Origin of the sequence: Streptomyces sp. NPDC002680 (assembly GCF_042889145.1) — a bacterium.
Lineage (GTDB): Bacteria > Actinomycetota > Actinomycetes > Streptomycetales > Streptomycetaceae > Streptomyces > Streptomyces adonidis.
Map to the genome: position 1 here is coordinate 164,231 of NZ_JBIAQP010000009.1, position 26,376 is coordinate 190,606.

The window sequence follows — 26,376 nt, forward strand, 5'->3', positions numbered from 1 at the left end:
CGCTTCGGGGGGCTCGTCGGCGTACAGCTTGTACGCCCGACTGCTCGGGCTAGTCCTTGGGCTCCTCGCCGTTCTCCTTGCGCTTCAGTTCCTCCTCGCGGCGGCGCAGGTCGGCCTCCCAGTCGCGCAGGTGGGTGTCGTCGTCCTCCACCGGCTCGGCGGGGTCGGGCTTGTCGTCCTTGAGGGACTTCAGGAACTCGGGGTTGTCGTCCGGGGCGACCCACTGGCCGCCCGAGGCGGAGCCCATGCGCTGGGAGGTGGCGCGGTCGCGGCCGATGATCAGCCAGGAGATCGAGCCGACCAGCGGGAACAGCAGGATGAGCAGGGCCCACACGGGCTTGGGCATGAAGCGGACGTCCTTCTCCTGCGTGGTGACGCAGTCGATGAACGCGTAGATGCTCAGTGCGAGAGGCACCAGGACGATCAGCACCCGGAGCATGTATCGGTTCCCCTTGAGTCGCTGTCCGGGCGCGCTGACGGTCGCGTCCGGCCCCCGCTGACGGGTCCAGGGTAGTGCGTAACGGATACTGGAACGCATGGCTTACGACGATCTTCGCTCCCTGCTCAGGGCGCTGGAGCGCGAGGGTGACCTCAAGCGCATCAAGGCCGAGGTGGACCCGTACCTGGAGGTCGGGGAGATCGTCGACCGGGTGCAGAAGGCAGGCGGGCCCGCGCTGCTCTTCGAGAACGTGCGCGGGTCGGCGATGCCGCTGGCGATGAACGTGTTCGGCACCGACCGCAGGCTGCTGAAATCCCTCGGGCTGAAGTCGTACGAGGACATCAGCGACAAGATCGGCGGGCTGCTGAAGCCCGAGCTGCCGCACGGGTTCGTGGGTGTTCGCGAGGCCTTCGGCAAGCTCGGCGCGATGACGCACGTACCGCCCAAGAAGGTGAAGTCCGACAACGCGCCGGTGCAGGAGGTCGTCCTCAAGGGGGACGAGGTGGACCTCGACCGGCTCCCGGCCCTGTTCACCTGGCCGCAGGACGGCGGTTCCTTCTTCAACCTGGGGCTCACGCACACGAAGGACCCGGAGAACGGCGTACGCAACCTCGGGCTCTACCGCCTCCAGCGGCACGACAAGCGCACGATCGGTATGCACTGGCAGATCCACAAGGACAGCCGGAACCACTACCAGGTGGCCGCGCGCAAGGGCGAGCGGTTGCCGGTCGCCATCGCGTTCGGGTGTCCGCCCGCCGTGACGTACGCGTCCACCGCGCCCCTCCCCGGTGACATCGACGAATATCTGTTCGCCGGGTTCATCGCGGGCAAGCGGATCGAGATGGTCGACTGCAAGACGGTGCCCTTGCAGGTGCCGGCGCAGGCGGAGGTCGTGCTGGAGGGCTGGCTGGAGCCGGGGGAGATGCTCCCGGAGGGCCCGTTCGGGGACCACACCGGCTTCTACACCCCTCAGGAACCCTTCCCGGCCCTCACCATCGACTGTGTGACGATGCGGCGGCGACCGCTGCTCCAGTCGATCGTCGTCGGCAGGCCGCCGACGGAGGACGGGCCGCTGGGCCGGGCCACGGAGCGGTTCTTCCTCCCGCTGCTGAAGATCATCGTGCCGGACATCGTGGACTACCACCTCCCCGAGGCGGGCGGCTTCCACAACTGCGCGATCGTCGCGATCGACAAGAAGTACCCGAAGCACGCGCAGAAGGTCATGCACGCGGTCTGGGGCGCCCACATGATGTCCCTGACCAAGCTCATCGTGGTCGTCGACTCGGACTGCGACGTCCACGACCTGCACGAAGTCGCCTGGCGGGCCCTCGGCAACACCGACTACGCCCGCGACCTGACGGTGGCCGAAGGCCCCGTCGACCACCTCGACCACGCCTCCTACCAGCAGTTCTGGGGCGGCAAGGCAGGCATCGACGCGACCCGTAAGTGGCCCGAGGAGGGGTACACGCGGGACGGCGGCTGGCCGGAGATGGTGGTGTCCGACCCGGAGACGGCGGCGACGGTCGACAGACGCTGGAAGGAATACGGATTGTGAGTTCCGCATCTGCTGCGCTGCCCCAGCCCGGCCGCACCAAAGCGTTCCTGCGCCTGGTCATGATCGAGCACTCGATCTTCGCGCTGCCCTTCGCCTACATCGCGGCGCTCACGGCGATGTTCCAGGCGGACAAGAACATCCACTGGGGCAGGCTGCTCCTGGTCACGATCTGCATGGTCGGTCTGCGGACGTTCGCGATGGCCGTCAACCGGATCATCGACCGCGAGATCGACGCGCGGAACCCGCGTACGGCCCACCGCGAGCTGGTGACGGGCGCGATGTCGGTGAAGCACGCCTGGACGGGCGCGCTGATCGCCGTCGTGATCTTCCTGGGCTCGGCGGCCCTCCTGAACCCCCTCTGCCTGGCCCTCGCCCCCGTCGCCGTGATCCCGATGGTGGTGTACCCGTACGGCAAGCGGTTCACGAACTTCCCGCAGGCCATCCTGGGTCTCGCCCAGGCGATGGGCCCGGTCGGCGGCTGGCTGGCGATCACGGGGGAGTGGTCCTGGGACGCGGTCATCCTCGGCCTCGCCGTCGGCATCTGGATCGGCGGCTTCGACCTGATCTACGCCTGCCAGGACGTCGAGACGGACCGCGAGACCGGCGTGCTGTCGGTGCCCGCGCGCTTCGGCATCCCGGCGGCGGTGTGGGGGGCGCGGGTCTGCCATGTCCTGACGACAGGCCTGCTCGTCTGGTACGCGGTCGCCACCGGCGCGGGGGCGTTCTTCTGGCTGGGGCTGGCGATCGTGGCGGGGGCGTTCGTGTACGAGCACAGGATCGTGCGGCCGCATGATCTGTCGCGGCTCAACAGGGCGTTCTTCAGCGTCAACGGGTTCATCGGGATCACCCTTTTCGGGTGTGCGCTGATGGATCTTCTGGTTCGGGGTCTGACCCTGTAAGTACGGTGCGGACCGTGGACCGACTGGACGCACAGCTCATCCGGTCCAGCCCCACCACGGCGAGACGATTCACACGGTGTGGAACCCGGGCCCGGACGGCTACCGGGGCTGTGACACCGTCCCGTACGGAGTCGATCTGACCCTGGGCTCCCCGCTCGGACGGTTCACCGTGTCCACCGCTCATCTCCCCGTCGACCCCAAGGCGAGTGCCCCGTCCTGAATACGGTCCCGTGCGCCGGTAGGCTCAGGGTGTGAACGCAGGAGAATCGCAGCGCACGCCTTGGATCGTGGGGGTGTCCGGAGCGTCAGGGACGCCGTATGCGGCTGCTGTGCTGCGCGCGCTCCTCGTGGCCGGGGAGGCCGTCGATCTGGTGGTGAGCAGAGCGTCCCGGCTGACGCTGCTCGACGAGACCGGGATCTCCTTCCGGGACGCCCACTGGCAGGACGACCTGCGCGAATGGCTGACCCGGGGCGCCGACGGCAAGCCCGGCACCTTCGACGTGGACATCAGCGGCGTACGGCACTGGGCTGCCGGTGACCTCGCCGCCGGGCCGTCCTCCGGGTCGTACGCCACGAAGGGGATGCTGATCGTGCCCGCCTCGACGGCCTGCGTGGCGGGGGTCGCGCTCGGGCTGTCCAAGGATCTGCTGCAGCGGGCGGCCGGTGTGACCCTGAAGGAGCGGCGCACGCTCGTCGTCGCCGTACGGGAGTCCCCGCTCAACGGGCAGACCCTGCGGCACCTCGTGACGCTGGACGACGCCGGCGCGAGCGTCGTACCGGCCTCGCCCGCCTTCTACGCCGGCGCCACCCACATCCAGGACCTGGTGGACTTCGTCGCCGGGCGTGTGCTCGACGCGGCGGGCGTCCCGCACGGGCTGTACCGCCGCTGGGAGGGCGAACTCGGCGGCGGGGCGGCGCGTACGTCCCGTACTGATAACGGCTGAGCCCTGGGCCGTATCAGTGATCCGCGGTACCGCTCATCACTTCGAGCACCAGCAGAACCTTCAGCACTCTCAGCATCACCAGCACTTTCAGCATCATCGGCAAACTTCAAGATTCTTCATCGGAAGGCTCGATCGCATGGACGCGGTGGACAGGCAGCTCATCCAGGCCCTGAGGGAGAACGGCCGGGCCTCTTATGCCGAGCTGGGGCGCCTCGTCGGTCTGTCGGGACCCAGTGTCACCGACCGCATCAACCGGCTGGAGGCGGCCGGTGTCATCACCGGGTACCGCGCCACCGTCGACTCCGCCTCGCTCGGCCTCGGAGTCATCGCGCTCATCGGCATCTCGCTGTCCGACGCGGCCGACCACGAGGACGTGGCGCGCCGGCTCCGGGACCTCGGTGAGATCGAGGACTGCTGGTTCATCGCGGGCGACGACTCGTTCATGCTCAAGGTGCGGGCGAGTGACGTCGACGGTCTGGAGAAGACCATCCGGCGGCTCAGCGGGATTCAGGGCGTCTCCAGGACCCGTACGACCGTCGTGCTTTCCACGAAGTGGGAGAACAGGGTCGGAGACCTGCCCGAAGAGGTCTGAGCGGGCTGGCCGTACGGTTGGGCATGTTGGCGGATTGTCGGGTTGCCGAAGAAGGGTGTGGGTATGGACGTCGGACTCAAGCGCGAGCTGGAGCAGAAGGTCAGGGCCGGTGAGCGGCTGACCCGCGAGGACGGCATCGCGCTCTACGAGTCGGACGACCTCGCCTGGCTCGGCGGGCTCGCGCACGAGGTGCGGACCCGTAAGAACGGTGACGTCGTCCACTTCAACGTCAACCGGCATCTCAACATGACCAACGTGTGCACCGCCTCCTGCGCCTACTGCTCGTTCCAGCGCAAGCCGGGCGAGAAGGACGCGTACACGATGCGCATCGAGGAGGCGGTGAAGCTCGCCAAGGCGATGGAGGGCGAGAACCTCACCGAGCTGCACATCGTCAACGGGCTGCACCCGAGTCTGCCGTGGCGGTACTACCCGCGGTCGCTGCGCGAGCTGAAGGCCGCCCTGCCGGACGTCTCGCTCAAGGCCTTCACGGCGACGGAGATCCACCACTTCGAGACGATCAGCGGGCTGTCGGCGTCGGAGATCCTCGACGAGCTGATCGACGCGGGCCTCGAGTCCCTGACTGGCGGTGGCGCCGAGATCTTCGACTGGGAGGTCCGGCAGCACATCGTGGACCACCGCACCCACTGGGAGGACTGGTCGCGGATCCACCGCCTCGCGCACGAGAAGGGTCTGAAGACCCCGTGCACGATGCTGTACGGCCACATCGAGGAGCCCCGCCACCGCGTCGACCACGTCCTGCGCCTGCGTGAACTCCAGGACGAGACGAACGGCTTCCAGGTCTTCATCCCGCTCCGCTACCAGCACGACTTCGTCGACATGAAGGACGGCAAGGTACGGAACAGGCTCCAGGCCCGTACGCAGATGGCGACCGGCGCGGAGGCGCTGAAGACCTTCGCGGTGTCGAGGCTGCTGTTCGACAACGTTCCGCACGTCAAGGTCTTCTGGGTCATGCACGGCGTCCAGACCGCGCAACTGGCGTTGCTGCACGGCGCCGACGACATGGACGGCTCGGTCGTCGAGTACAAGATCACGCATGACGCCGACAACTACGGCACGCCGAACAAGCTGACGCGCGAGGATCTGCTCGACCTGATCCGGGACGCGGGGTTCCGGCCGGTGGAGCGGAACACGCGGTACGAGATCATCAGGGAGTACGAGGGTCCGGATCCGGCTCGTCGGGAGTCGCCGCAGCCGATGCGGGTCTGAGTTTTTCGGGATGTAATGGCTACCATTCTCTGGTGGCCCTTACTTTTACTTTCGACCCTGCTGTCACTCCCGCCCTCCGTGACGGGATTCTCGATCTCTGGACCGATGTCACCAATGCCGGGGGTGCGGTCGGGTTTGTGGCGCCCGTGGCGCGGGAGTCGATACGGCCCGAGCTGGTGAAGCAGTTCGTGGCGCTCGGGGCGGGCAGCGCCCGGCTGCTCGTCGGGTACGACGAGGAGGGGCGGGTCGCGGCGACCGCGTTTCTCACCTTCAACACCCATCGGCTGCGGACACACTGGCTGTGGGTGTACACGGTGATGGTGCATCCGAGCCACCAGGGCAAGGGGTACGGGCGGGACCTGATGGCGGCGGTCGCCGACGCCGCCCGCCGACTCGACGGCATCGAGGCGATACGGCTCGGCTGCCGGGGCGGACTGGGCCTGGAGCGCTTCTACGGCTCCTGCGGCTACAAGGAGGTCGGCCGCGTGCCCGGTGCGATACGGGTCGCCCCCGGGGACGACCGCGACGACATCACGATGCTGCTGCCGCTGCACTGAGGGCTCTGCTGGGTACTCTGCCGAGCACCCCACTGCAAGATCGTGACCTGGGCGTGTTTCACTGGATGACGCCCGTTATTGGCAATGTTCGGACCGGAAGAAGAGTGGATTGAGATGCTCCGCTACACGCTGATGCGCTTCGGGATCCTGGTGGCCTGTCTGCTGGTCGTCTGGGGCGCCGTCTACTCCGGTATCGCTCCGCGCGGCCTGGGCAGCTCCAACGGCATGTGGATCATCCTGCTCTCCCTCGTGATCTCCGCGCCGATCAGCTTCGTGGTCCTCCGCAAGGAGCGGGACCGGGCGTCGGTGCAGATCGTCGAGAAGGTGGACCGCGTCAAGGCCAACCTGGACGCGAACCGCAGCCAGGAGGACGAGGCGGTCGACGAGGCAGCCCGCGCCCAGGCCCAGACCCAGGCTCAGAGCCAGCCTTCCTGACCTCCCTCCCGCCGCAACTACCCTTGCCCTCATGGGTGCTGTGAAGAACAAACGGATGCCGCGTGCCGTCCGTGAGCAGCAGATGCTCGACGCCGCCGTACGGACCTTCGGGCAGCGTGGCTACATGGCCGCGTCGATGGACGAGATCGCCGAACTCGCCGGTGTCTCCAAGCCGTTGGTCTATCTGTACCTGAACTCGAAGGACGACCTCTTCACCGCCTGCATCCGGCGCGAGGCGAGGAGACTCACCGACGCCGTCCGCGTCGGCGTCGAACCGGCGCTCCCCGCCGACCGCCAACTCTGGGACGGGCTGCGCGCGTTCTTCACCCACACCGCCCAGAACCCGGACGGCTGGTCGGTACTGCACCTCCAGGCCCGCACCCATGGCGAGCGGTTCGCGGTCGAGGTCACCGCGATGCGCGAGGAGATCGTCGCGTTCGTCACGCAACTGATCGTGACCGCCGCCCGCGAGGCCCACCGCGACCCGTCACTCCCGGAACGAGAGGTAGCCGGCCTCGCCGAGGCCCTCGTAGGCGCCGCCGAGTCCCTGGCAGCCTGGGCGAACGCCACCCCGGGCGTCACAGCAAAACAGGCAGCGACAACTCTGATGAACTTCGCCTGGGCGGGCCTGAACAGCCTGATGGCGGGAACTCCATGGACACCGCCGGAGCCTAGCCGCCCTTGATGGGGCCGCAGGCCCCAAAAGGGGCGCGGGGAACTGCGCGACCAGCCCCCACGGCGCCGCACCAACCCAACAACCCTCACACAGCCCGAACCTCCCCCAGCAAATGCACCCGCCCTCCACTCCGCAACTCAAAGCTCCCAAAACCGTCCGCCCCATAACCCACCGCCCCCGGCAACAACACAGGCGCCTTGAACTCCCCCCGAACCAGAGCCGATTCAGGAACCCCGTGGGCGGCCAGGCACCGCGCGACGGTCCACATGCCATGGGCAATCGCACGCCGAAACCCGAACAACCGGGCGGCGAACGCGTTCAGATGGATCGGGTTCCGGTCCCCGGACGCGACGGCGTACCGCCGCCCCACATCCCCACCAAGCCGCCACTCGGCGACAAGAGGCAACACCTCACGCTCCTCACGCGCCTCGGCGGCGGCCGGCACAACGCCCCGAGAACCGTGCCGAGCCAGATACGTACTCCGCGACTCCCACACCAACTCCTCCCCCTCCCGCACCTCCGTCTGCACCGCCGCCTCCGTCCCCCGCCGATGCGCCGTCAACTCATCGACGTACACGGAGAGTTCGTACAGCCCGGTAGCGGCCAGCGGATGCCAGCGGACGATCTCCACCGACGTGTGGACCAGCCCGAGCAGCGGCAGCGGAAAGCTGGGGTCGGTCATCAGGCGCATGGCCAGGGGGAAGCCGAGGACGTGCGGGTAGGTGACGGGGAGGGCGTCGTCGCCGACGGGGAAGCCGCAGACGCGTTCGTAGGCGGCGAGGCGGGCGAGGTCGATGCGTACGCCGGGCAGGACGAGGCGGGTGCGGGGGCAATCGGTGTGCGGGCGGGGCCTGTTGAGGGTGAGCCGCTTGGCGGGGGAGAGCAGTGCACCCCGCGTGAGCAGCGGCGCGAGGGCCGGGGAGCGGTCGAGGGTGTGAAGAGAGCGGTCGGCCATGGTCAACTCCCACCTCGGTACCGTACTTACTCCAGAGTCAGGTTACCGGAGGTAAGCCCCGGATCGCCCATAGGTGTCGAGAAGCGGAAGGTGTGAAGAAGGCCTAGGAAGGCGCATGGGGCCGGTGCTAACGTGAAAAACGCTCAGGACAGGGCAAGTTGACGCATCGGTAACCTGTGCGACGCCTGAGCTTGCACACCCCCGCCGCCCCATCACCCCCGAACCCGCACGAACCCCACACGTGCGAGCCGTACGATCCGGTTCCTAACCAGCGGTAACCGCCGTCGTCGTACACCCGTGGCGAACGCCACCGGAGGTGCACGCCCCGGAAGGCCGCTGCACGCCACAGGAGCCGCCAGTGTCCTCGTCGTTCCCGTCCTCTTCCTCGACCTCACCACTGCCGGTGTCCGCCGTCGGTTACGACGGCGAGCCCCTGCTGGTGGAGCCCGAGATACGGCGGTTGGACGGGGCCGTGCGCGAGGTGTCCGTACCGGCGGTCGTCACGTCAGTGACCTACGGCTCGCTCGCGGACATTCCGTTCGACAACGCGGACCAGGCGCCCGCGGCGACGATCCTCAGCCGCCGTACGCCGGACGGGAGTTGGGCGCATGTGACGGCGGCCGAGTTCGCCGAGCAGGCGCTCGCGGTGGCCAAGGGGCTGATCGCCGAGGGCCTGGTGCCGGGTGACCGGCTGGCCATCATGGCGCGCACGACGTACGAGTGGACGCTCATGGACTTCGCCGCGTGGGCGGCGGGTCTCGTCACCGTCCCGATCTACCCGACGTCCTCCGCCTTCCAGGTCCGCTGGATCCTCCAGGACTCCGGCGCCGTGGCCCTCGCCGCGGAGACGGTCGCCCAGGCCGCCGCACTCGGCCCGGAGCGCGACCGTATCCCCGACCTCCAGCACATGTGGGTCTTCGAGAAGGGGCATGTCGAGCGGCTCGCGGAGCTGGGCAAGGACGTGCCGGACCAGGAAGTCGCCGTACGGCGTGGGGTGTTGGGGCCCGACACGCTCGCCACCCTCATCTACACCTCGGGCACGACCGGCCGCCCGAAGGGCTGCGCGCTCACGCACGGCAACTTCTTCGCCGAGGTCGACAACGCGATCGAACTCCTCTACCCCGTCTTCCGGGACCGGACGAAGGAGGAGGCGTCGGTGCTGCTGTTCCTGCCGATGTCCCACGTCTTCGGCCGGATGGTGGCCATCGCGTGCCTCCGGGCGGGGGTGCGCCTGGGCCACGCCCCAAGCCTCAAGTCGGAGGACCTGCTGGGGGACTTGGCGGAGTTCAAGCCCACCTGCCTCCTGGCCATCCCGTACATGCTGGAGAAGGTCTTCAACACGGCCCGTGCGAGGGCCGAGATGGGCAAACGGCTCTCGTCCTTCGACCGCGCGGTGAACGTGGCCCGCCGCTACAGCGAGGCGGTGGAGGCCGAGCGGCACGGCACCGGCCACGGCCCGAGCCGTTCGCTGCGCACAGCCCGCACCTTCTACGATCCCCTGGTGTACCGCCGTATCCGCAACGCCATGGGCGGCAGGGTCCGTTACATGATCTGCGGCGGCTCACCGCTCGGCCGGCCGCTCGCCGGGTTCTTCGCCGGGGCGGGCATCGAGATCTACGAGGGGTACGGCCTGACCGAGTCCACGGGCGCGGCCACGGTCACGCCACCGCTCAAACCCCGGGTGGGGACGGTGGGTTGGCCCATCCCCGGCACCCGGGTCCGGATCGCCGCCGACGGCGAGGTGGAGCTGGCGGGCGAGAACATCCTGCGCGGTTACTGGGACCCGAGCGCGGGCGGCGTAGTCCCGGCGGCGCCGGACGGCTGGCTGGCGACGGGTGACATCGGGTCGTTCGACGACGAGGGCTATCTGACGATCACCGGCCGCAAGAAGGAGATCCTGATCACCGCGGGCGGCAAGAGCGTGGCCCCGGCGCCCATGGAGAACTGGCTGCGGGCCCACCCCCTGATCTCCCAGGCGATGGTCCTGGGCGACGGCCGCCCCTACATCTCGGCCCTGATCACCCTGGACCCGGCGGGCCTCACCCACTGGCGCCAGATGCAGGGCAAGCACCCGGTCCCGGCCGAACTCCTCATGGACGACGCCGACTTGAGGGCAGTGATCCAGCGCGCGGTGGAGGAGGCCAACAAACTCGTCTCCCGCCCGGAGTCAATCCGCCGCTTCACCATCCTCCCCGTCGACTTCTCGGAGGAGGCCGGCCACCTCACCCCATCGATGAAACTCCGCCGCTTCGAAATCATGCGGGACTTCGCAGCGGAGGTGGAGGACCTCTACGAGCGGTAACCGAGGCGGACCGCTTTTAGGGGCGCGGGGAACTGCGCGAGAAGCCCCACCGGCCGGCAGCCGACGAACAACCCAGGGGTGCGGGGGAGCTTGGCAACGAGCGCGACGGAAACGCCCTGCTTTTAGGGGCGCGGGGAACTGCGCGAGAAGCCCCACCGGCCCGCAGCCGACAAACAACCCCCACCTACCCCCGACAACTGTCAGCGACAGTATCCGCGAACGCCCGCGCCAGCGGACTGAGCGCATCCCACCGCCGCACAGCCCACCCCACCGCCAACGGCCGCAACGCCCGAAGCGGAATCAACCGCACCGGCCCATCGCCCCCCGGCACGGGCAGATCGGGCACGGCAGGCACAATCGCATACCCCAGCCCCAACTCGGCCAACAACAGCGCCGTATCCCAGTCGGCCACACTCGTGTCGAACACCGGCCGCACCCCCACCTCAGCGAACGCCGCATCCAGCCGCGCCGCAGACGTGGAGTTCGGCGGCAACCGAATCAACCGCAGATCACGCAGATCCTCAACCTCCGCGAAGTCCCGCCGCGCAAGCGCCTCACCCGCCCCCACAGCAAGCACCCACGGCAACTCCATCACCACCCGCTGCTCAATCCCCCGCACAGGCGCCCCGATGGTGATCCACGCAAGATCCAGCTCACTGTCGGCGAGCGCCGCGAAACACCCCCGACTGGAGTTCTCCGTACGGAACTCCAGGCTCACCTTGGGGTGTTGACGCCGAAAAGCGACAACCGCCTCCGCCATGAAGTGCCGTACGGTCGTCGCACCGGTGGCAACCCGCACCGACCCGCTCTCCCCGTCCACGAGATCCTTGAGCTGCCGCAACGCGAGATCCAGCCCGGCGATCCCCTCCGAGGCCGCGGCCTGCAACACCCGCCCGGCCGCGGTCGGCACGACTCCCCGCGCATGCCGCTCCACCAGACTGACGCCGGTCTCCCGCTCCAGCCGCTTCACATGCTGGCTCACGGCCGACTGTGTGCACGCGAGATCACGGGCCACCGCGCTCAGGCTCCCCGCCCGGCACACGGCCACGAAGACACGCAGGTCATCCAGGGTCACAACACCCAAGCTAGCACTTGGAGTTGGTGACAGAACCTTAGGATTGACTGGGTACGGGCGGTACGTCACGATCGGTGCAGGGCCCAGGCGGCAACCCGTCCCGCGCCCCCGCCAGGGTCCGGACCGAGGGTGGGGAGCGGACGGGTGCCGACCTTTCGCGCACCGAGAGGACGCCACCCCATGTCCGCTTCCCCTCCCTCACCCTCAACGTCTCTCCCCCCTCCGACGCCCGCTCTCGCCCCGTCCCCCGCCGCCCAAGCGGTGGGATTCCTACGGGAGTTGGGCGCCGAACAGATCGCGCACCCCGGCGGCACCCTGCTCGCCCACCTCTGCCGGGTGTACCGGCTGCTCGCCGCCTGGGAGGCCAGACCGGCCCTCCGGCTGGCGGGCCTCTGCCACGCCGCGTACGGCACCGACGGCTTCCCCACCGCCCTGCTCTCCCTCGACCGCCGCGCCGAACTGGCGAGGGTGATCGGCCCGGAGGCGGAGGAGATCGTCCATGTGTACGCGGCCATGGACCGCAAGGCGACCTACCCGGGCCTGGCCGCCCCGGACGCCCTGTTCCACGACCGCTTCACCGGCAGTACCCGGACCGTGCTCCGCAGCCGGTGCGAGGACCTCGCCGAGCTGACGGCCGCGAACGAACTCGATCTGGCCCGGGTGAACCCGGTCTTCCGCGACCAGTGGGGCTCGGAGCTGCTCGCCCTGTTCACCGGCTTCCGGCCACTGCTGAGCGGACGGGCGTGGGAGGAGGCAGGGGCGCTGCTGGGCCGCCGGGACCGCCGCCGCGACCACTGAGAATCACCCACCGTGAGCGTCGCGTAGAACCAGGGCTGTATGCCGGACGGAGTACCGTGGTGCTTACCGAGCGCACCTCGCACGCCGTCATCCGTTTCGGCGTCGCCCTCGGGGAACGGCAATGCCGGAGCACCGCGTGCCCGGTCGGAAATGAGCCGCCCCACATGAGCCTGATGAGTCTCGGAGTACTCGCCTCCTCCCGCAAGGAGAACGAGTTCCGCCTTCCGCTGCACCCCCGTCACCTCGACCGGATCGCCCCGGACCTGCGCGGGAGGATCTTCCTCGAAGAGGGCTACGGCCGACGCTTCGGCATCGCCGACGACGCGCTGCGACCACTTGTGGCCGGACTGCGCTCGCGAGAACAGCTCGTCGCCGAGTGCGACGCCATACTGCTGCCCAAGCCGATGCACGACGACATGGCCGAACTGCGCGAGGGCCAGGTGCTGTGGGGCTGGCCGCACTGCGTGCAGGACGAGAAGATGACGCAGATCGGCATCGACCGACGGCTGACCCTGATCGCCTGGGAGGCCATGAACCACTGGACCGCCGCAGGCGCCTTCAGCGTTCACGTCTTCCACAAGAACAACGAGCTGGCCGGCTACTGCTCGGTGCTCCACGCCCTCCAGCTCGGCGGACTGACCGGCCACTACGGCCGCCGCCTGCGCGCGGTCGTCATCAGCTTCGGCGCGACGGCACGCGGAGCGGTCACGGGACTGGGCGCGATGGGGGTCACGGATGTCACGGTGCTCACGCAGCGCGCCGCCGCCGCGGTGGCCTCACCGATGCCCTCGGTCGTGATGGCTCACTTCGAGGAGGAGCAGGACGACCCGACGCGCCTACGGGCGGTCACCTCGGCCGGTTCGATGCCGCTGGCGGAGTACCTGGCCGGATTCGACGTCATCGTCAACTGCGTCCTCCAGGACACCGACGCGCCGCTCATGTTCGTCACCGACGAGGAGCTCGCCCAGTTCCGGCCGGGCACCTTCTTCGTCGACGTCTCCTGCGACGAGGGCATGGGCTTCACCTTCGCCCGCCCCACCACCTTCGGCGAGCCCATGCACGAGGTGGGCCCCGGCTGCCACTACTACGGCGTCGACCACAGCCCGTCCCACCTCTGGAACTCCGCCACCTGGGAAATCAGCGAGGCGCTCCTGCCGTACCTGCGCAAGGTCATGAACGGCCCCAAGGCATGGGACGCGGACGTCACGCTCCGCAAGGCGATCGAGATCCGCGACGGCGTCGTACAGAACCCGAAGATCCTGTCCTTCCAGCACCGGTCGGCGACCTATCCGCACGCTGCGGAGAGCCCCACGCTGTGATTGTCAGGTGATCCCCTGATCGGCCGATCAGGGGATTTCGTGATCCGGTAGGCCGGATCGGGGCCGCGCCTCCCCTCATAAACGTTCACATGTTCCTAATGTCCCGCCTTGTCGATCTCCAGTTCCTATGCTGTGGAGGATCAGGTGGGATTTCTCGGAAGAGGTCCGCTCCGAAGTAGTTTCGCGGCGTGTGCCGTGCTGTCGGCGGTGGTCACGGCCACCGCCGTCGCCGCGCCCGGCCCCGCACAGGCAGCAGCGCCGCCCGCTCCGCTGGAGCGGTGGCTCGTACAACTCAAGGACACGGTCGCCGACCCGGCGAAGGTCGCCGAGGGGCACATGCGGGACCGGGCGCCGGGCGGCAGGAGCCGGCTGGGGCATGTGTACAACGCCTCGGCGGGCGGGGTGGTCCTCAAGGGGTACGCCCTGGAGGCGACCGCGGACCAGATCCGGGCCATCAAGGCGGACCCGCAGGTCATGGGGGTCGAACGCGACCAGAAGGCTTCCCTGGACGACGGCTTGGCGCAACGTGCGGCCAAGCCACGCCAGGACGGCGTCGCGTACAAGGGAGACTCGGGGCTGAGCGCGCAGTGGGGTCTGCGCCGGATCGGTGCCGTGACGGGTGCCGACGGCAGACTCCGTGTCCCCGCACCCGCCCGCGTCGGGGTGGCTGTGTTGGACAGCGGCGTCGACTTCAACCATCCGGACCTGCGGGTGGCCGGGAACGTCAATTTCACCGACACCGTCGATGCGAACGACTTCTTCGGCCACGGGACGCATGTCGCGGGCATCGTCCAGGCGCTCAACAACGGCATCGGAGTGTTGGGTACTGCCCCCGGCACCAGCCTCTGGAACCTCAAAGTCCTCAACGACGCCGGTAGCGGCACTACTGAGGACGTGATCGAGGGGCTGGAGTGGGTCGCCCAGAACGCCCGGGCAAGGAACATCCGGGTCGCCAACATGAGTCTGACATTCGAGAACGACTCCGCGTTGCTGCACCAGGCCGTCAGAGTGGCCACTGAGGCGGGCGTCGCCGTGGTCGCCGCTGCGGGCAACGAGAACACGACTCAGATGAAGTATCCGGCGGCCTACCCGGAAGCGATCAGTGTCGCCGCCACGACGGTGTTCGACCAGAGGGCCGGCTTCTCCAACTACGGAGCGTCGTGGGTCGATATCGCGGCCCCCGGTTATGGCATCCTCTCCACCTTTCCCACCCACCCCACGCCCGCCCAGCCCACCCCCACCCATCCGTCAAATCCGGAGGACTATGGCAACCAAGACGGCACAAGCATGGCCGCCCCCTTCGTCTCGGGCGCGGCGGCACTGTGCCTGACCTCGGGCCGCTGCCGGGGAACCGACAACGTCGAGGCGACCCTCGGCCGTGACTCCCTGTCCATCGCGGGCACCGGCACGGAGTATCGCTACGGACTCCTCCAGGCCACCTGTTACTGGCAGCACACTTCCAAGTGCTCGCCCAGGACCGCGGTTCGCTGACTCATCGCTGCCCCGGCGGGACACCTACCTGCCGGGGCGGATGAATCCGGACCAGGCGGCGGGGGAGAGGGTGAGATGGGGGCCGGTGGGGTTCTTGGAGTCGCGGATGTGGATGGCGTGGGGGCAGGTGGCGATCTCCAGGCATTCGCCGCCTTCGCCGCCGCTGTGGCTGGACTTGCGCCAGGTGTAGGCGGCTTCCAGGCATTCGCCGCCTCCGCCGCTGCTGTAACTGGACTTGAACCAGCTGAGTCCCTCGGCGCTCATAGTTTTCCCCGCAGTCTGTCGATCAGGTCCAGCGACTCGCTTGGTCTGAGTGCCTGCGCCCTCAGTAGCCCGTAGCGCTCGCTCAGAACGCGTACTTCTTCCGCGTCCGTGATGAGACGTGGATACGTGTGGATCTCCACGTACGCTACCTGCTCCCCCTTCCTGACGGTCAGCAGGTTGAACGGGCCGTCCATGCTTGGCTGTTCCTCACGGTCCATCGGCATTACCTGAAGCTCGACAGGCCGGAGATTGCCGACGTACAACAGGTGCTGCAACTGCTCCTTGTGCATGGGTCGCCCGCCGATGGGCCGCAGGAGCACGCTCTCGTCCAGCACGAAGCTGAACGTCGGCGACGGCCAGTTCTCCAGAAGTTGCTGGCGCGACATCCGGTCGGCCACGCGCTTCTCGATTGTCTCCACGCTGAGGAGGGGGCGCCACTGTTGGAACACGGCCCGTGCGTACAACTCGGTTTGCAGCAGCCCCGGCACCAGCTGATTGCTGTAAATGTGCAGCGACTTGGCACTCTCCTCCAAGTCGGCATAGCCCCGATACCACTCGGGGTGACGCGTCCGCGCCTTCTTCATCGCCTCCTCGATCTCAGGGATCGCATCCTTCAACAACCCACCGGCGTCCAGGATTTCGTCCGCCTTCTCCAGCAGCTCAGGCCTGGTGATCCGCACCCCGCGCTCCATGGCGGAGATGGCGTCCGGCCCGTAACCCACCATCACCCCGAACTCCTTCTGGGTCAGCCCCGCCCGTTCCCGCAGACGCTTGAGCATCTTGCCCAGGGCGGTGAACAACCCCGTCGTCCCCGCTTCCTCCGCCGGAGTCTCCGGCCTTCGCACCGCATCCTCTGTCACTCACGCCACCCGCCTTCACCTCGTCGTGGTCACGGCCGACAACCCGTACCCCTAACCCACCGCACCCGTACAGATACTTGGAGTCCTCAAGTCGCCCCTGGTCAGATTAGAACCGGACGACCACGCTCGGTGACGTGAACTCGGAAATCGCCACCCCCACCGACGAACTGACCCAGCGCCTCAGCTCGACCCCGCGCGGCGCCCGCCTCGCCAGAAGACTCGCCGCTCAGCAACTCGCCGAGTGGGGATACCCGCACGACAGCGACGTGAACGACGCCGCCCGGCACGTCGTCGCCGAACTCGCCGCGAACGCCGTCACGCACGGCCGCGTACCGGGACGGGACTTCGAACTGCGGCTCCTGCTGCTCCCGGAGGGCACTCTGCGTATCGAGGTGAGCGATACGCGCGGCGACCGGCAGTTGCGGATCGTGCCCCGGTGGGAGGCCGAGGAATACGGCCGGGGACTGGTCATCGTGTCGGTGCTGGCCCGTACGTGGGGCGTGGCGGAGCGGGACATCGGCAAGACGGTGTGGGTGGAACTCCCTCTCAAAGACAGGTGAGTCCCGGCCCACCGGTATCGCCGGAACCGTCACTCTCGGGTGCATGCCGCAGTACGCTGCGAGAACAGCACGGGCACCACACGGGGGACGACATGAAGGACTCGTACGAGCTGTACCGCCGCGCCATCGACGACGTCTGGAAGGGCTGGTGGGTGTCCTGGCCCCTGTCCGGACGTGTCGAGGTGGGCCAGGTCCTGCAGAACGTGGACGGCAGCGTCCGTACCGCCGGGAGCCTGTCGGAGCGGGGTGTCTCGTTCGCCCCGCGCCCCGGCACACCTCACAACGACTACACCTATGACACACAGGGCTCCGCGTCCCTCCAGTTCAAGGCGGCCGGAGTCGCCATGGACGGCCTCACCGCGCTGGCGGTCGCCGACTTCGGCGCACGGGTCAAGTTCGAGACGGGCGACAGCGCTCTCGTCGTCTATCGCGGGTTGTCGGAGACCGGCGTCGCCGACGTACGGGCCCTCGCCGCCGCGCTCGTACAGCGTGGCTGGGACGAGTGGGACGACACGCTGCTCGCCGTGACCGACGTGGTCACCGCCGGCTCCGGCATCGTCCTGACCGCCGAGGAGAGCGGAGCTGTCGTCGAACTGCGCCTCCAAGCAGGCGCGGGCCAGGCACAGTTGGGCCTCGCCGACCTCGCGGGCCGGGCGAGCGTCGCCTGGCGTCGCAGCGTCGGCCTGGAGTGGCTCGGCACCGACACCACCCCCTTCTTCCGCGTCGCCCGCCTGCGCAAGACCTGGTTCGGCAAGGTCAAGACGGACTATGGGCCCCGCCAGCCGGGCCGCGGTGCGGCTCCCGTGCCCGTTCCGCCCGTACTGCTGGAGGAGGCTTACGACGATCCGGCCGCCGTGCTCGAAACGGTGACGTCGGAAGAGCAACCGTCGCCTCCTGAGGTCACTTCCAACTCTTCCGACGAGCCCTCCACGGAAGCGCCATGACCGACCGAGTGGACGTGGAACTGCGGCTCGTCGACGGCACGGACGGTGAGCCGGGGGCCATCGTCCAACTCTCGGTGGACGGCGGCCCGGTGACCTCTGCCCATCTGGGCGATCTGGGCCGGACCGAGGACCTCACCACGGTCTTCGACCGCGGCGTGGGTGAAATCGAGCGCGAACAGGCGGGCGAGCGGCTGTACTCGGCGTTGCTCGGCGGGGAACTGTCCGCACGCTGGGCAGAACTGCGCAGCGGCGCGGCAGCGGGCAGTCCCCTGCGCGTGCGCATCGAGATCGACCAGCCCGAACTGCGGCCGCTGCCCTGGGAGTTACTGCGCCACCGGAACCAGTGGCTGTGGCGGAGACCCGAACTGCGGTGGAGACGCGGCTGCCCCGACGATCCGCCGAGCGCCGAGCCGAGAGAACTCGGCCCTCTGAGAGTCCTCGTCGTCGTGTGCAGCCCGCCCTTGCCCAACGACGACCGCCTCCTGGCCGAACAGGAACTCGCCTCGATTTCGGGCGCCTTGGAGCGTTCCCCGGGCCGCACCTATCTGGAGGTGCTCGACGCACCCCGCGACGTGACCGAACTGGGCGCCCACATCAAAGGGTTACGCCCGCACATCGTGCACTTCATCGGCCACGGCATGCCACGGCCCGGCGCGGGCAGCCCCGTACTCGTCCTGGCAGCGGCCCGTGACGGCTCGGAGGAGGCGGAGCTGACCGCGGAGGGGGTCACCGACCTCGCCAACATCGCCGACTGGAAGCCGATGCTGGTCGTGCTCAACGCCTGCCACGCAGGAAAGGCCGACCCAGCGGACTGGATCGGCGGCATCGCGCAGGCCTTCCTGGATGCGGACACCAGAGCGGTGCTGTCGATGCAGGGTGACATCGCCTCGGATGCGGCGGTCGCCTTCTCCACGAAGTTCTACGAGGAGCTGGGCAGCTCGCGCTCCCTGGACGACGCGGTCGCCGCCACTCGCTCCCACCTCGCCGGACTGGCAAGGAACTCTGGTTCCTGGGCGCTGCCGGTGCTCCTCACCCGCTGTGCCCCGGACCAAGTCCTCGACATCGACTGCGTGTTGCCGCCCGACTCCTCGCTGGCCGACATCGACCAGTGCAAGCAGTACGTCGAACTCAGCCGTTTCGTGGGCCGTTCCGGCGAGCGCCGGGAAGCCTGGTGGACCCTGGACAACCCGGTCCTCGCACAGAGCGGAAGGGAACGCCCGGTGCTGCTGATCGGCGGCCACTCACAGACCAACAGCGACAAGACCGGCAAAACCTGGCTCACCAACTGGTGCCTAATCACCTGGTTCCTGCGCGGACACCACGTCGTCTCGGTCAACCTGGACACCCCGCTCCGCTCGCCGACCGGGGCCCCGGACATCAACCCGCACGCCCGGTACAAGGACTGGCTGTCGGTGCTGCGCCTGATCCGCCAGGAGGCGACGAGCCCCGAGCAGCTGTGTCGGCTGCCGAAGACGGCTTTCGGCACCTTCGACGCCGTACTCAACCACCTGACCGGCTCCGCCACCCTGCCGGTCGGCGAACTGGAGCCGGCCGAGGACCAGTGGAGACCCTTCGACGACGAGATAGGGGACCCCTACGACAAGCGAAAGGAAGGCATCTTCGAGGCGTTCCGCGACGCGCTGAGCACCGCGACCGACGGACGGCCCCTGGTCGTCGCCCTCGATCACGCCGACAGCATCATGCCGGGAGCCTTCACCGACGTCCTGTACAAGGGCCTGGTGCGACCGATCGCCTACGGCCATGCCTCGCCCCTGCGGCTCATCGTCGTCGCCCCCGACCCGTGGCTCAACGGCGTGCTCCCGGGAGCCGACTCCCACATGTTCGGCCGGGTGAGTGTCTGCGACTTCGACAGCGCCCAGTTCATGCGGCTCGCCCGCGCTTACGGGCGGCGGCTCGGCGTACCGCCCGACGAGCGGATCGACGCGCTGCTGGAACAACTGGGCGAGGCCCAGGGCTCGTACTTCGGCGTCGAGATCTTCGACGACCTCACCCGGGTCCTGCCGGCCTGGCGCAACGCCAAAGCACAGGGGGCCCGATGACCGATCCTCTGGAGGACCTCACCCGCCGACTCGCCGCGGGCGAGAGCCTGGAGGACATCGCGCGTTCCGTGCGCCCGCCCGACTGGGCGCCCGCACTGCGGGTCTGCGCCGTGGCCCGCACCTTCGACGAGTCCCTGTACGACAACGTCCTCCGCCCGGCGGCAGCGGCACGCGGGTCGGGAAACCCACCCGCCCTCCGCGACCTGGTCGAGGACCGCGCGGTGCGACCGGTGAGCGGCACCCCACGGACGTACACCCTCTCCGAACCCGACCGCACCTCCTACTTCCTCGACTGGATCGGCACCGGCGACAGCGATGCGCTGCCCACCGAACTCCTGCGCCTGGAACGCGAGATCGCCGGTCACCGCTTGGCCACGGGCAACCACACCGAAGCCGTACGACACCTCCTGCTGCCCTCCTCCGACGAGGCACTGGCCCTCTTCCGGGAGCGGTTCGACGCGGCGGACCGGCGCCGCGACTTCGCCACCTGCCTGGACCTCGTCGAAGCACTCGGCGACTCCGACCGGCTCCCCTTCCTCAGCCCGGAGATCTCCGAACTCGGCCCGGAACGCGCCGGATACGTCCGGGCCCGCGACCACTGGTCCGCCGACTACGCCCGCTCCGCACAGTTCCTCCAGCCCCCCGGCCTCGTCGAAGAGGCCGAACAGCTCCTCACCGGCGAGCACCGGGTCTGGCAGCTGTACGCCCCCGGCGGCGCGGGCAAGACCATGCAACTGCGCTGGCTCGTCGCCCGCCACTGCGTACCCGCACCGCGTGACGTGCCGTGCGCCCGGATCGACTTCGACGTCGTCAACCCCCATGCGGTGGGCCGCCACCCCTGGCTGCTGCTCCTGGAACTGGCCGAACAGTTCGGCCGCCGGCTGCCAGGGCGCCCGTTCGAGTCGCTCACCAGCAGCTACGGCGTCTACCGGATCCTCCTCGACCGGATGCCCTCCGAATCCGGCCGCGAGGTCGCCGGCACCCTCGACAGCATCGACAGCGACGCGATCGAGACGGACCTCCTCGCCGCCTTCGCCGAACGGCTGAACCTGGCCGTCGCCGGCCGCCCCGCCGTACTCGTCGTCGACACCCTCGAAGAACTGCTCCTGCACGGCCACACCGAGGCGGAACGCCTGCTGCGCCTCCTCGCCGACCTGCTGAAGGCCTGCCCGTCGCTGCGCCTCGTCCTGGCGGGCCGCTACGACCTGCGCACCCGCGTTCCCCTGGCGTTGAAGGCATTCCCGAAGAAGCGGATCAAACACATCAGGGTCAGCCCCTTCAGCAGGGCACAGTCCCGGACCTATCTGACGGACGTCCGTGGCATCGGCGACGGAGAGCTGGTGCGCGTCGCCGTCCGCAAGGCAGGCGGGCTCCCCTTCACCCTGGCCCTGCTCGCGGACGTCATCGAGCAGTCCCCGTCCATGACCGCCACCGAACTCGCCTCCCACCGTGAACCCCACGTCCGCTATCTCATCGAACGGGTCGTCCAGCGCATCGACGATCCTGCGGTGCGCTGGTTGCTGCGCTACGGCGTGATTCCGCGGCGGCTGCGCAAGGAGGACGTCTTCACCCTCATGCGTCCCTGGCTGGCCAGGGGCATCACCGCCAGCTCCGACGCCGACGACCCACGCCTGGACGACCATCACCTGCGCGGCAGCGACAAGGTCTTCCCCATCGCTCAGACAGAGCCCACCGACGAGGAGCTGGAGCGATCCTGGCAACGGCTCCTCGACTACGCGGCCAAGTCCTCCTGGGTGTCACGGCATCCCGGCGACGACAGCACCGTCGTCTTCCACACGAACGTACTGGCCCCGATGCGCCTGCTGATCTCCGGCCACCGGGTGTACAGGGAGCTGCACGAGGCCTTCGTCGTCCACTTCGACGGGCTGGCCGAGGCCCATCCCGAGCAGTGGGTGACGTACACGAAGGAGGCGATTTACCACCGGTACCAGGCGGGGGATCCCCGGGCTGAGGGGTTCCTGGTGGGGGCTCTCCAGAAGGCGAACGATTCTCAGGACTCCCTCGATTTCGTCCGGGAGTTGGCCGAGGAGGTGATGGGAGCGGAGTACCTCGAAGAGGGGAAGCCCAGGCTGCGCGTCAACGGAGAGCCTCTGATCAGTCACCGGGCGATTGCCGCCTGCCACATCGCGGTGGCCACGTCGGTGGCGTACAGCCACCTGGGCACGTCCAGGCCCAATCCCTCGAACCCGGCATGGCGTGAGATCGAACGCAGCCTCGCGCTCTACGACGAGGTGCAGGCCCAGTCATCCCAACCCTTCGATGCGGAGGGGGTCGACACCTACCTTCGGGCCTTCCTCCTGTTCGGCCGGGGCCAGTTGGACGAGGCCGCCGAACTCACCCGATCCGTGTTGGAATCTGGCGCCCAGGACTGGATCCAAGGGGCCCTGCTCCGGCTTCTGCCGCGGATCCAGAGCCAGTTGAGCGACCCGGAGGCCGAAGCGACCTACCGGGTGGCCATGCGGGAGGCGCATTCCCGGGGCGACAGCGAGAACGAGGCCAGCATCTCTCTGGAGTTGGCGCAGACGCTGGAGGATCGGGGCCGTATCGACCAGGCAGCCGAACTCCGCCTACGGCTCACCTCTGTGGACGAGTTCCCGGACCTCACCGTCGGGCAGGTGGCGCCGGTCCGTATCGACGCTCTCCTGAGCCTCGCACGCACGCAACTGCTGACCTTCTCTCCCAGCTCCACGCTGGAGACGCTCCGCACCCTCGATCCGACTTCGCTGGCTGCCCACGAACGCGCCGAGGCCTTCCGGTCGGAGGCGGCGGCCCAGGAGATGCTGGGCCGTTCGCGCCGTGCCCTGGACGTACTAGACCGGGCGGAACGGCTCGCCCGGTCCGATGCCGACGACCCCGCCCACTACCGGCACCTGGCCGAGAACGCCCTGCATCGCGGGATGATCGAGGGCGCGCTCCTGTGCGTGGACGACGCGGAACGCTGGTACGCGCGCGCCGCCGCCCTCTGGAGCGACCTGGGTCATCCGGACGGTCACCCGCTGACCCTGCTCGTCTACGCCCGTTTCCTCACCTCGAACGTCGGCGACCTCCGTCGGGCCGCCCAGACCCTCGATCGGCTGCGGGCCGTGGACACCACCGGCGAACACGCCGTCCACGTGGCCCTGTTGTGGCACGACCTCGCCCTCCGGGGCTACGACGCACCGGACCGCTCCCTGCTCGTCGTGCCGTGGCGGACCCCCAAGGACCTGATCGACGGTGGTGTGCCCGCCGTACTCGCCGACCCCGACCCCACCCGAGCCACCGCGCTGGCGGAGGCCCTGGCCGACGTACATCCGCCCGAAGCGCGGCTGGCCGTACTCAACAGGCTGCGCCGGTGCGCCACTCCCGAGGGTGCGCCGCTGCCCCAACTCGACCTGTTCAGGCCGCTGTTCGCGGACGCCACCCAGGGGGACCCCGCGAGCGCCGACCAGCAGGTGCGGCTGACCCTGCTGGCGGAGTTCGAGCGGGTGTCGGGCCGTCACGAAGAGGCCACCCGTCTCATGACGCGGGCGCACTCCGTGCTGTGCGAGTCGGTCGGCGACGAGGAGCCGTTGGCCCGATGGCGCTGGGCCCAGGCCCAGGTCCGCTTCAACGGGCTCGCGTCGCGCAAGGTGAGCCGCTCCCTGTGCGAGCTGTCCGGGGCGACGTCCCCTCTCCTCAGCGCGACCTCGCGCTGGATGCTCTCCCTCACGGAAAGCGACACCGAGCCCAAACGCGCCCTGCTCATCGAGGCCTCGGAGCACCTGAGCGAGGTGCAACGGCCTTCCCTGTGGGCCCAGTACATCCTGCGGTCGATCGCCCTCGTGAACGCCGACGACGCGACCCTCGATGCCGCGAACCGGATGTCGACGGCCCTCGGCTACCGCCCGGAACCCTCGGTCCACCGCCCCCCGGCCTCGTCCCTCGGCGCCTCCTCGGAGCACGAGGACGTGTTCCAGGTCGACCCCGCGTTCCGCGTCACCAGCGCCCCGCTGCACACCGCCCAGGTGCTGACCGCCAACTGGCCGGACGTCACGGCCGCCAACGCCGGTTCCCTGCGACAGCACTGCCCGGGGACACCACCGGTCAGCGCGATCCAGATCCAGGCGGACCAGCCGCTGCCGCTCGCGTTCCCCTGGGAACTCGCCTTCCGCAACGGCCCGTTGACCATCTTCCGGACCTTGCCCGAGGCGGCGGAAGCCGTCGATGTCCGGGCCGTCCAGGCGGCGCTCAACGCCCGCGCCGACACACAGCTGGTGACGGACGGCGTGTTGGGCTCGCTCTCCAAGGTGGCCCTCGGCGCCGCCATGGGTGCGAGTGCTGCCGCCCTCGGGTTGGTGGCCGGCGCGGCATCAGCCGTGGCGCTCCAGCTCGTACGGAAGTCACGTGAGCGCGCGCGGGAGCGGGCGAGGGCCAGGTCCGGGCCACAGGCCGTCGTGCTGGCCTGCGACCTGCCCTACGACAACCACTCGTACGCCGCGTCCGGGTCCGGCCCTTCCTCGCGTTCCGTACTCGGCTCCTACAAGGCACACGGCCTGGCCCCCCAGGAGATCCGCTCACCGCAGAACCTGCCGAGGCTCCAGGTGGCCCCCGCCGTCATCCACGTGAACGCCCCGCTGCGGCTCATCGGAGGCACGACCCCCTGTTTCGACCTGTCCTCGACGGAGCTGAGCCACGGCGAGCGGCTCAGCCGCACGGCGCTGGGGGCGGACCTCGACGCGGACCAACTCGTACAGTGGCTAAGGCAGTTCGAACCCGGTACGCAGCCCTTGGTGGTGCTCGACCCACCCCGCCCCGGCTCACCGGCCGACATCCCCCTCCAACTGGTGCTGCGCAACCTGTTCGCCGCGACCCTCTTCGCCTCCGGGCACGTCCCCGCCGTGCTCGGCGTCGGACTGCTGCGCGGCACGGGCAAGCCGCAGGCGGACCAGGTGGCGCGGGCGGTCCGGACGGACGCGCCGCTTCTGCGCCTGTACGCGGATCTGCGCCGCTCCGCCGACCGTCCCACCCGCCGCACCCGTTGGGGCGAGGACACCCTCGAACAGCACTGCGTCTCGCTGTTCGCCAGTCCGGCCGCCCTCCACATCTCCGAACCCGGTTCCCCCGCACGGAATCCGACCCGCTCATGACGGACGGCCTCCCGGAGACCGCGGACGCCCACGCCCGCCGCGAGGCCGAGGTACGCCATCTCCTGAACGGGTTCGAGGAGGAACTGGCCGACTGGGCGGAGGCGGCCAGGGCCCGGGGGCCGCTGGAGAAACACCAGTCGCAGATCGAGAGCGCGGTACGGGTCATAGCGGGGGCACTTGAGCAGCTCAGGAGCCTGCCCGACGCCGAACGGCACAGGAAGGCACCTGAACTCGTCCTTGACCTGCATCACCTGTGGGACTTCTTCCGCACCAAGTTGACGGTCCGTCACATTCCGCGCTACCAGCGGTTTCTCGCTGTCGCCGACGAGCTGGCCTGGTCGGTCTACGACCCCGTGCGCCGAGCCGCGGCGATGGCCCGGCCGGGGCTCAGGGAACCGCCGCTCACCTTCCTCAGCCGGCACCCCGTCCCCTTCGCCGCGGCCCGGGGCAGCGACTTCGAGGAACTCCTGACCTCCGGAAAACAGCGCACCCTGGCCGGGCGCAGGGCAAGCGGGTATCTCCCCTTCCCGGTCATCGGGATCCCCTGGTCCGCGAGTCATCACCTTCCCGCCCTGCTCGCCGTCGCCCATGAGACGGGTCACCACATCGAGGACGACTTCGGCCTCGCCGAGCCGCTGCGGACGCGCCTGCGGGAACACGCGGGGCTCCCCGCGGAGCGGATCGACGTGTGGGAACCCTGGCTCGGTGAGGTGTTCGCGGACGTGTGCGCGACGCTGGCCTGCGGGGAGGCGTACGTCCGTACACTCGCCGATGCGCTCGCCGCCACGCCGGTCACAGCCCACGCCACCGGGGACTACCCGCCGCCCCGCCTGCGCCTGCTGGTCTGCCGGGCCGCCCTGATCACGGCTGGCGCCCATGTCCCGCCGGATCTGCCGGGAGCCATCGACCCGGATGACGAGGAGGCGCCGGCCGTGGTGAACGCGCTGATCGGCGTCGGTTTCCGGGAACTCGGCGGAGCCTCCCTGGCCTCACTCATCGGCCTGCGCAACTCCACACAACTCACGGAGGCCAGCCGCAGACTCTGTACCGGATTGCGAACGAAACGAAACGACGTCCCGGGAGTGCTGGCAGCAGCGGCCCTAGCCTTCCTCGACGCCCCGGACGCCTACGACGTACAGGCCGTGGGGATGCGCGCCCAGAACGAGGCCCTGTCCCTTGTTCCCAAGGGCCCGCGCGCCGCCTCCGCGACGGAGAAGCTGTTGGTCGCACGCGACTCCGCGGCGGGCCTGGCCCTGTTCGGCCTTCTGGACGCGGACGCCTCGGAGTCCTGAGCAAGG

At 69.1% G+C, this 26,376-nt stretch carries 23 protein-coding genes; 18 read left to right on the top strand and 5 right to left on the bottom strand.

Annotated elements, in window-relative coordinates; genetic code table 11:
- Positions 1-49 precede the first annotated feature (49 nt).
- Complete coding sequence (locus ACFYXF_RS24280; protein ID WP_389352249.1) at positions 50-439, bottom strand: PLD nuclease N-terminal domain-containing protein; 390 nt, start codon at positions 437-439, stop codon at positions 50-52.
- Between the two features lie 97 nt (positions 440-536).
- Here ACFYXF_RS24280 and ACFYXF_RS24285 point away from each other — a divergent pair, with 97 nt between their 5' ends.
- From ACFYXF_RS24285 to ACFYXF_RS24325, 9 genes are all read left to right on the top strand, one after another.
- Positions 537-1,994, top strand: a complete 1,458-nt coding sequence (locus ACFYXF_RS24285; protein WP_389352251.1) for a menaquinone biosynthesis decarboxylase — start codon at positions 537-539, stop codon at positions 1,992-1,994.
- Positions 1,991-2,893 (top strand): menaquinone biosynthesis prenyltransferase MqnP, encoded by a 903-nt coding sequence (mqnP, locus tag ACFYXF_RS24290; RefSeq protein ID WP_389352253.1) that lies wholly within the window; start codon positions 1,991-1,993, stop codon positions 2,891-2,893. Before ACFYXF_RS24285 ends, mqnP begins: the two co-directional genes overlap by 4 nt.
- A gap of 76 nt (positions 2,894-2,969) precedes the next feature.
- On the top strand, positions 2,970-3,113 hold the full coding sequence (locus ACFYXF_RS24295; protein ID WP_389352255.1) for a hypothetical protein: 144 nt from the start codon (positions 2,970-2,972) through the stop codon (positions 3,111-3,113).
- Positions 3,114-3,144: 31 nt separating this feature from the next.
- A complete protein-coding gene (locus ACFYXF_RS24300) occupies positions 3,145-3,837 on the top strand; it encodes a UbiX family flavin prenyltransferase (protein ID WP_389352257.1) in 693 nt (230 codons plus the stop codon).
- A 136-nt stretch (positions 3,838-3,973) separates the two neighbouring features.
- Positions 3,974-4,429: an Lrp/AsnC family transcriptional regulator gene (locus ACFYXF_RS24305; protein WP_105972321.1), complete on the top strand. Its 456-nt coding sequence runs from the start codon at positions 3,974-3,976 to the stop codon at positions 4,427-4,429.
- Positions 4,430-4,492: 63 nt separating this feature from the next.
- The gene (gene mqnE, locus ACFYXF_RS24310) at positions 4,493-5,656 is read left to right on the top strand and encodes an aminofutalosine synthase MqnE (protein ID WP_389352259.1); all 1,164 of its coding nucleotides are present in this window, start codon (positions 4,493-4,495) and stop codon (positions 5,654-5,656) included.
- A gap of 32 nt (positions 5,657-5,688) precedes the next feature.
- Entirely contained in the window at positions 5,689-6,213 is a 525-nt protein-coding gene (locus tag ACFYXF_RS24315) for a GNAT family N-acetyltransferase (protein WP_389352261.1), read from the top strand.
- Between the two features lie 114 nt (positions 6,214-6,327).
- A complete protein-coding gene (locus ACFYXF_RS24320; protein ID WP_389352263.1) occupies positions 6,328-6,648 on the top strand; it encodes a DUF4229 domain-containing protein in 321 nt (106 codons plus the stop codon).
- 31 nt (positions 6,649-6,679) lie between these two features.
- On the top strand, positions 6,680-7,333 hold the full coding sequence (locus tag ACFYXF_RS24325; RefSeq protein WP_389352265.1) for a TetR/AcrR family transcriptional regulator: 654 nt from the start codon (positions 6,680-6,682) through the stop codon (positions 7,331-7,333).
- Between the two features lie 76 nt (positions 7,334-7,409).
- Here ACFYXF_RS24325 and ACFYXF_RS24330 read toward each other — a convergent pair whose 3' ends face one another.
- Complete coding sequence (locus ACFYXF_RS24330; RefSeq protein WP_389352267.1) at positions 7,410-8,279, bottom strand: MaoC family dehydratase; 870 nt, start codon at positions 8,277-8,279, stop codon at positions 7,410-7,412.
- Positions 8,280-8,637: 358 nt separating this feature from the next.
- Here ACFYXF_RS24330 and ACFYXF_RS24335 point away from each other — a divergent pair, with 358 nt between their 5' ends.
- Positions 8,638-10,581: an AMP-dependent synthetase/ligase gene (locus tag ACFYXF_RS24335; RefSeq protein WP_389352269.1), complete on the top strand. Its 1,944-nt coding sequence runs from the start codon at positions 8,638-8,640 to the stop codon at positions 10,579-10,581.
- A gap of 184 nt (positions 10,582-10,765) precedes the next feature.
- On the opposite strand, the gene ACFYXF_RS24340 is transcribed toward ACFYXF_RS24335, so the two are convergent.
- Positions 10,766-11,656, bottom strand: coding sequence for a LysR family transcriptional regulator (locus ACFYXF_RS24340; protein WP_389352271.1), 891 nt, complete (start codon positions 11,654-11,656; stop codon positions 10,766-10,768).
- A 261-nt stretch (positions 11,657-11,917) separates the two neighbouring features.
- Between ACFYXF_RS24340 and ACFYXF_RS24345 the strand changes: the two genes are divergently transcribed.
- The 3 genes from ACFYXF_RS24345 to ACFYXF_RS24355 all read left to right on the top strand — a co-directional run bounded on the left by ACFYXF_RS24345 (position 11,918) and on the right by ACFYXF_RS24355 (position 15,264).
- On the top strand, positions 11,918-12,454 hold the full coding sequence (locus tag ACFYXF_RS24345) for a DUF6817 domain-containing protein (protein ID WP_389352273.1): 537 nt from the start codon (positions 11,918-11,920) through the stop codon (positions 12,452-12,454).
- A 164-nt stretch (positions 12,455-12,618) separates the two neighbouring features.
- A complete protein-coding gene (locus ACFYXF_RS24350; RefSeq protein WP_389352275.1) occupies positions 12,619-13,773 on the top strand; it encodes a N(5)-(carboxyethyl)ornithine synthase in 1,155 nt (384 codons plus the stop codon).
- 195 nt (positions 13,774-13,968) lie between these two features.
- Positions 13,969-15,264 carry a S8 family serine peptidase gene (locus tag ACFYXF_RS24355; protein WP_389352277.1) on the top strand — a complete coding sequence of 432 codons (1,296 nt, stop codon included), beginning with the start codon at positions 13,969-13,971 and terminating at the stop codon, positions 15,262-15,264.
- A gap of 24 nt (positions 15,265-15,288) precedes the next feature.
- Here the strand turns inward: ACFYXF_RS24355 and ACFYXF_RS24360 are convergent, their stop codons facing one another.
- Positions 15,289-15,528, bottom strand: a complete 240-nt coding sequence (locus ACFYXF_RS24360; protein WP_389352279.1) for a DUF397 domain-containing protein — start codon at positions 15,526-15,528, stop codon at positions 15,289-15,291.
- A complete protein-coding gene (locus ACFYXF_RS24365) occupies positions 15,525-16,307 on the bottom strand; it encodes a helix-turn-helix transcriptional regulator (protein WP_389352670.1) in 783 nt (260 codons plus the stop codon). Before ACFYXF_RS24365 ends, ACFYXF_RS24360 begins: the two co-directional genes overlap by 4 nt.
- Positions 16,308-16,522: 215 nt before the next feature.
- On the opposite strand from ACFYXF_RS24365, the gene ACFYXF_RS24370 reads away from it, so the two are divergent.
- The 5 genes from ACFYXF_RS24370 (at position 16,523) to ACFYXF_RS24390 (ending at position 26,370) form a co-directional block, all read left to right on the top strand.
- The gene (locus tag ACFYXF_RS24370) at positions 16,523-16,948 is read left to right on the top strand and encodes an ATP-binding protein (RefSeq protein ID WP_389352281.1); all 426 of its coding nucleotides are present in this window, start codon (positions 16,523-16,525) and stop codon (positions 16,946-16,948) included.
- 92 nt (positions 16,949-17,040) lie between these two features.
- Positions 17,041-17,892: a hypothetical protein gene (locus ACFYXF_RS24375; RefSeq protein WP_389352283.1), complete on the top strand. Its 852-nt coding sequence runs from the start codon at positions 17,041-17,043 to the stop codon at positions 17,890-17,892.
- The gene (locus ACFYXF_RS24380) at positions 17,889-19,952 is read left to right on the top strand and encodes a CHAT domain-containing protein (RefSeq protein ID WP_389352285.1); all 2,064 of its coding nucleotides are present in this window, start codon (positions 17,889-17,891) and stop codon (positions 19,950-19,952) included. Before ACFYXF_RS24375 ends, ACFYXF_RS24380 begins: the two co-directional genes overlap by 4 nt.
- A complete protein-coding gene (locus tag ACFYXF_RS24385; RefSeq protein WP_389352286.1) occupies positions 19,949-25,078 on the top strand; it encodes a hypothetical protein in 5,130 nt (1,709 codons plus the stop codon). Before ACFYXF_RS24380 ends, ACFYXF_RS24385 begins: the two co-directional genes overlap by 4 nt.
- Positions 25,075-26,370, top strand: a complete 1,296-nt coding sequence (locus tag ACFYXF_RS24390; protein WP_389352288.1) for a hypothetical protein — start codon at positions 25,075-25,077, stop codon at positions 26,368-26,370. The genes ACFYXF_RS24385 and ACFYXF_RS24390 overlap by 4 nt, the downstream gene beginning before the upstream one ends.
- Positions 26,371-26,376: the final 6 nt, after the last annotated feature.